Source organism: Lapillicoccus sp., from assembly GCF_025353065.1.
Taxonomy (GTDB): Bacteria; Actinomycetota; Actinomycetes; order Actinomycetales; family Dermatophilaceae; genus Lapillicoccus.
In genome coordinates this window covers 21,336-27,335 of record NZ_JANXRJ010000062.1, presented here as the reverse complement: position 1 = coordinate 27,335, position 6,000 = coordinate 21,336, and the positions used below count along the sequence as shown (strand labels likewise).

At 70.2% G+C, this 6,000-nt stretch carries 5 protein-coding genes and 1 pseudogene; all 6 read left to right on the top strand.

Features of this window, described 5'->3' with window-relative positions; translation table 11 throughout:
* Positions 1-1,755: 1,4-alpha-glucan branching protein GlgB (gene glgB, locus Q0R63_RS05875; RefSeq protein WP_295695255.1), on the top strand; the 1,755-nt coding region annotated here is incomplete at its 5' end.
* Positions 1,752-3,407: a phosphoglucomutase (alpha-D-glucose-1,6-bisphosphate-dependent) gene (pgm, locus tag Q0R63_RS05870; protein WP_295695252.1), complete on the top strand. Its 1,656-nt coding sequence runs from the start codon at positions 1,752-1,754 to the stop codon at positions 3,405-3,407. The genes glgB and pgm, both read left to right, overlap by 4 nt.
* 10 nt (positions 3,408-3,417) lie before the next feature.
* Positions 3,418-3,918: an AAA family ATPase gene (locus Q0R63_RS05865; RefSeq protein WP_295695250.1), complete on the top strand. Its 501-nt coding sequence runs from the start codon at positions 3,418-3,420 to the stop codon at positions 3,916-3,918.
* 25 nt (positions 3,919-3,943) lie between these two features.
* Positions 3,944-5,143, top strand: a pseudogene (locus Q0R63_RS05860) (MFS transporter); the annotation flags it as partial.
* Between the two features lie 211 nt (positions 5,144-5,354).
* Positions 5,355-5,597 carry a hypothetical protein gene (locus Q0R63_RS05855; RefSeq protein WP_295695248.1) on the top strand — a complete coding sequence of 81 codons (243 nt, stop codon included), beginning with the start codon at positions 5,355-5,357 and terminating at the stop codon, positions 5,595-5,597.
* Positions 5,598-5,709: 112 nt separating this feature from the next.
* Complete coding sequence (locus Q0R63_RS05850; protein WP_295695246.1) at positions 5,710-5,907, top strand: type II toxin-antitoxin system VapB family antitoxin; 198 nt, start codon at positions 5,710-5,712, stop codon at positions 5,905-5,907.
* The last annotated feature ends 93 nt before the right edge of the window (positions 5,908-6,000 follow it).

The following is a 6,000-nucleotide window of genomic DNA, read 5'->3' as shown; positions in this document are numbered from 1 at the left end:
CGTCATCACCGACAGCGAGACCGTCGCGAGCGCGACCACGGGCAGTACGATGCCTGCGTCAGCCGCGCGCCCGAACGTCAGGTGACCCGCAACCACACCGACCCGATGGCGCGCCGCACCGAGATCGCCCCGAAGACCGCGGCGATCGTCACCGAGGCTCACCACGAGTGGCAGGACGGCGAGTGGATGCAGCGTCGCGCCACGAGCAACCCGCACAACGGCCCGATGAGCGTCTACGAGGTGCACCTCGGGTCGTGGCGCCAGGGGCTGAGCTATCGCGACCTCGCCGAGCACCTCGTCAACTACGTGGTCGACCTCGGCTTCACCCACGTCGAGCTGCTGCCCGTCATGGAGCACCCCTACGTGCCCTCCTGGGGCTACCACGTCACCGGCTACTACGCCCCGACATCCCGCTTCGGCTCCCCCGACGACTTCCGCTTCCTGGTGGATCGCTTGCACCAGAACGGGATCGGCGTGATCCTCGACTGGGTCCCCGGTCACTTCGCCACCGACGCGTGGGCCCTCGCCCGCTACGACGGGCAGCCGCTCTACGAGCACCCCGACCCGCGCAAGGGCTGGCACCCGGAGTGGGGCTCCTTCATCTTCGACCTCGGCCGCAACGAGGTGCGCAACTTCCTCGTCGCCAACGCGCTCTACTGGCTGGAGGAGTTCCACGTCGACGGCCTGCGCGTGGACGGCGTGGCGTCGATGCTCTACCTCGACTACGCCCGCCAGCCCGGCGCGTGGATCCCCAACTCCTACGGCGGACGCGAGAACCTCGACGCGGTGCGGGTGCTGCAGGAGATGAACGGCACGGCATACCGGCGGGCGCCCGGCATCGTCACGATTGCCGAGGAGTCGACCTCGTGGGAGGGGGTCACCAAGTCCACCAGCGGCGGCGGTCTCGGCTTCGGCTTCAAGTGGAACATGGGCTGGATGAACGACTCCCTCAAGTACCTCGCGCAGGACCCGGTCTACCGGCAGTACCACCACAACTCGATGACCTTCGCGCTGATGTACGCGTTCACCGAGAACTTCGTCCTGCCGATCAGCCACGACGAGGTCGTCCACGGCAAGGGGTCGTTGCTGCGCAAGTCGACGGGCACCCGGGACGAGCAGCTGGCCACCCTGCGGGCATTCCTGGCCCATATGTGGGCCCACCCCGGCAAGCAGCTGATCTTCATGGGCTGCGAGTTCGCGCAGGAGTCCGAGTGGGCCGACGGTCGCAGCCTCGACTGGTGGCTGCTGGACCAGCCGTCGCACTACCGCGTGCACGCGCAGGTCAAGGACATGAACGCGATCTACCGTGCGCACAAGGAGATGTGGGAGTACGACACCGACCCGGCCGGCTTCATCTGGCTCAACGCCGACGACTCGAGCCACAACACGTTCTCCTACCTGCGCTTCGGCGCCGGGAACCGCTCCAGCGACGCCCCCGTCATGGCGATCGTCGTGAACTTCAGCGGGAGCACCCACGAGGCCTACCGGATCGGTCTGCCGCGGGGCGGGCAGTGGACCGTCGTCCTCGACACCGCGGGCTACCGCCCCGAGGCGCCGAGCTCGACCGGGGTGGTCCTGACCGCCGAGCAGGTGCGCTGGGACAACCAGCCGTATGCCGTCAGCGTCACCGTCCCCGCGTTGTCGACCGTCTGGCTCGTCCCCGTCACGACGCCCGTCGCCCCGGCCGCGATCGCGCCGGCGGTCGTCACGTCGTCGGTCGTGCCGTCGACCGTCGTCGAGGGGACGGTCCGATGACCCACCCCCGCGCCGGCCAGGTCGCGCTGCCCGAGGACCTCGTCGACGTCACTGCCCTGATCGACGCCTACTACGACCTCGTGCCCGACGCGACGGACCCCGACCAGCAGGTCGTCTTCGGCACGTCGGGTCACCGCGGCTCGAGCCTGAAGACCGCGTTCAACGAGGCGCACATCCTCGCGACGACCCAGGCGATCTGCGAGTACCGCAGAGGAGCGGGCGTCGACGGTCCGCTCTTCATCGGGCGGGACACCCATGCGCTGTCGCTGCCGGCCTGGCGCTCGGCGCTCGAGGTGCTCGTGGCCAACGGGGTCACGGTGCTCGTCGACGACCGTGACGGCTACACCCCGACCCCCGTGGTCTCGCACGCCATCCTGCGGCTCAACCGCGACAAGGTGGGCGCCTCGACCGGCCGCAACGGCCTCGCCGACGGCATCGTCGTCACCCCCTCGCACAACCCGCCGTCGGACGGCGGGTTCAAGTACAACCCGACGCACGGCGGGCCGGCCGATACCGACGCCACGTCGTGGATCGCCCGTCGTGCCAACGAGATCATCGTCGGTGGCATGGGCGACGTGCGTCGCGTGCCGCTGGAGGAGGCGCTGGGCGAGGTCGGGAAATATGACTACCTGGGCACCTATGTCGACGACCTCCCCCACGTCGTCGATCTGGCGAGGATCAAAGAGGCCGGAGTCCGCATCGGCGCCGACCCGCTCGGGGGCGCGTCGGTCGGCTACTGGGGCGAGATCGCCGAGCGACACGGCCTGGACCTCACGGTCGTCAACCCCGAGGTCGACCCGCAGTGGGCGTTCATGACGCTCGACTGGGACGGCAAGATCCGGATGGACTGCTCGTCGCCCTATGCGATGGCCTCGCTCATCGAGCGTCGGGCCGACTACGACATCTCCACCGGCAACGACGCCGACTCCGACCGCCACGGCATCGTCACCCCCGATGCGGGCCTGATGAACCCCAACCACTATCTGGCCGTGGCGATCCGCTACCTCTACGACGGAGCGCGTCCGGGGTGGCCGAGCTCGACGGCGATCGGCAAGACGCTCGTGTCGTCCTCGATGATCGACCGCGTGGCGAGCGATCTCGGCCGGACGCTGCTCGAGGTCCCGGTCGGCTTCAAGTGGTTCGTCCCCGGCCTGCTCGACGGGTCCGTCGGCTTCGGCGGGGAGGAGTCCGCGGGCGCCTCGTTCCTGCGCTTCGACGGGACGGTGTGGACGACGGACAAGGACGGGATCATCCTCGCGCTGCTGGCCTCCGAGATCCTCGCCGCGACGGGTCGCACGCCGAGCCAGCACTACGCCGACCTCACCGCCGAGCACGGCGACCCGGCATACGCGCGCATCGACGCGGCCGCGACCCGAGCGGAGAAGGCCGCGCTCGGGGCTCTTACTCCGGAGGCCGTGACCGCGGAAACGCTTGCGGGAGAACCGATCACGGCCAAGCTCACCTCGGCGCCCGGCAACGGGGCCAGGATCGGTGGGCTCAAGGTGACGACCGAGAGCGCGTGGTTCGCCGCCCGTCCGTCCGGCACCGAGGACGTCTACAAGATCTATGCCGAGTCGTTCAAGGGTGCCGACCACCTGGCGCAGGTCCAGGCCGAGGCCAAGGACGTCGTCAGCGCGGCCCTGGGTTCGTGACCGAGCAGTGATGACGACCCAGCGACCCCTCGGCCGGCTGGTCCTCGTCACCGGGGCACCGGGGGCGGGCAAGACGACCGTCGCTCGAGCCGTGGCGGCACGGCTCCCCCGCGCCGTCCACGTCGACGGCGCCGCGATCCACGACATGGTCGTGACCGGCGAGGTCCCGATGACCCTGCCGGCGCCCCCGGAGGCCGTCGAGCAGCTCTTCCTGCGCTGGCTGGGGAGCATCGCGGTGGCCGAGACCTATCAGCAGGCCGGCTTCGACGCGGTCATCAGCGACACCATCCTCGGCGACTTCCTCGACGACTTCATCGACTTCGTCTCGCCCGCGCCCCTGCACCTCGTCGTTCTCAACCCCTCGCCCGAGACGGCCACGCGCCGCGTCGGCCTCTGGCTCGACACGAGCACGCAGTCCGTGACCGAGACGGTCGAAGCGGTCCTCACCCGGCTCGCCGAGGCGAGGGTCGAGACGGACGACCTGCCGCCGGCGGTGGTCCCCCACGGCTGAGGCACGCCTCGGCCGGGCGTTCTGGTGGTTCTGGAGCGCCTCGACCGTCTCCGAGTTCGGTTCCTACGTCACGACGCTCGCGCTGCAGGTCATCGTCGTCGTCACGCTCGGCGGTGGGTCGACCGAGGTCGGCCTGCTCAACTCCGCTCGTTGGGTGCCCTACCTGCTCTTCGGGATCATCGGTGGTGTCCTTGTCGAGCGCTCGAGACGTCGCCCGCTCCTCGTCGTGACCGATCTGGCGCGCGGCCTGTTGCTGCTCGCCGTGCCGGCCCTGGCGGCCACCGGGTCGCTGAGCCTCACCGCGCTGCTGCTCATCGTCGCCCTCTTCGGCCTCTTCTCCCTCGTCGGGGACGCGGCCTTCCTGTCCTTCGTCCCGCGTCTCGTCCCCGCTGGCCTCATCACCCCGGCCCACGCCCGGCTCGACCAGAGCGACGCGGTCGCCCAGACGTCCGGCCCGGCGTTGGCCGGAGCGCTCATCTCGTGGCTCGGGGCGCCGGTGGCCGTCCTCGTCGACGCCTTCAGCTATCTTGTGTCGGCCGTCCTCGTGTCCCGGGTCCAGGTCGTGGGGCCCCCGGCTCACGCGTCATCGCTCCGGGGTATCGGCGCAGAGGCGGCCGAGGGCCTGCGCTGGGTCTACCGGCAGGGGACGTTACGGGCACTGGCGGTCAACACGCATGCGTGGTTCCTCTGCTCGGCCGTCGCCGGCGCCGTGGTCACCCCCTTCGCCCTACGGACCGTCGGGCTCGGCCCCCTGGGTCTCGGGCTCGCCCTCGCCGCGGCCGGGGTGGGCGGGGTGCTCGGCAGCTCGGTCGCCGTCCGGCTGGGGCGCCGCTGGGGCGCCGGCCACGTTGTCATCGGGGCGCGGGCCCTTACGGCGCTCGCCTGGGGGCTTGTCGCCCTGGCCACCTCCCATCCGTGGGGGTGGGTGCCGTTCGTCCTCGGCCAGCTCCTCTTCGGGCTCTCCCTCGGCGCGGAGAACTCCAACGAGATGGGCTACCAGCAGTCCGTCACCCCCGACCGGCTGCAGGCCCGGATGAACACCACGAAGCGCTCGGTCAACCGCGCCATGATCGTCGTCGGGGCCCCACTCGGCGGCCTGCTCGGCGACCACTTCGGCTTCCGGACCATGCTCGTCGCGGCGGCAGCCGGCTTCGCGGTCGTCGCCCTCGACCTCGCGCTCTCTCCTTTCCGATCCGCCCGGGTGGGTGACGTCAGGGCCGTCTGAGAGATCCGGAGGAATCCTCCGAATAAATGGCCGATCGGGGAATCATCGTGACCGGGGCCACGTTGGCATCCATGGATCGTGAGTGATGTTCGCTCCCTCGCACGGCGCGTGGCGCGCGACCCGTTTGGCGCTGTTCAGCGCACCGCCCGACCCGTGTGCCGCGGCCTGCATAGCTGGCGGCAGCATACCCAAAAAAGCCCCGGGAGTCGTCATGACCGTCACCACTGACACCGACCGCACCATCACCGACCTCACGACCACGGACCGCGCCACCCCCGAGACCACGACCGACCTCCGCGCCACCGCGTTCCCGGGACAGGCATCCGCCCACTCCCCCAACCTGGCGACGCTCGACATGCTGCGCTCCACAGGACGAAACCCCCTGCTGCTGAGGGCTTCTCGTCGGACCCGCCCCTCCCGCCAACGGGACTGCAGCGGCACCTCCACCCGGTAGAGGGGTTGAGGTGACCCCCAGCGCTTCGGCACCGCGGATCACCTCAACCCGGCCCATCGCGGCAATGTGGATGCTCATCATCTGGTCTGCATTGCCGTGCCTGGAGGCTCCCATGAGAACGACCCTCCCGCTCGACGACGATCTGGTGGCGGAAGCGCAACGCCTGACCGGGACCACCGAGAAGACCGCCCTCGTCCGTCAGGCTCTGAGGGCGCTGATCGAACGCGAGAGTGCGCGACGGCTCGCGCAGCTGGGGGCCACTGAGCCGGACGCCAAGCCGGTCCCGCGGCGACAGACGCCGCCTGCGTGATCCTCGTCGACACGATGCTGACCAGCGCCGCCCGCCTGTGGACACGCGACGAGCGGCTCGCTGCCGTCGCTGTCGGACACGGGATCTCCCGCT

What these genes read in the sequence shown, in the direction of transcription:
- pgm (WP_295695252.1), top strand. Translation starts at nt 1,752, where the DNA reads ATGACCCACCCCCGCGCCGGCCAGGTCGCGCTGCCCGAGGACCTCGTC.
- Q0R63_RS05865 (WP_295695250.1), top strand. Translation starts at nt 3,418, where the DNA reads ATGACGACCCAGCGACCCCTCGGCCGGCTGGTCCTCGTCACCGGGGCA.
- Q0R63_RS05855 (WP_295695248.1), top strand. Translation starts at nt 5,355, where the DNA reads ATGACCGTCACCACTGACACCGACCGCACCATCACCGACCTCACGACC.
- Q0R63_RS05850 (WP_295695246.1), top strand. Translation starts at nt 5,710, where the DNA reads ATGAGAACGACCCTCCCGCTCGACGACGATCTGGTGGCGGAAGCGCAA.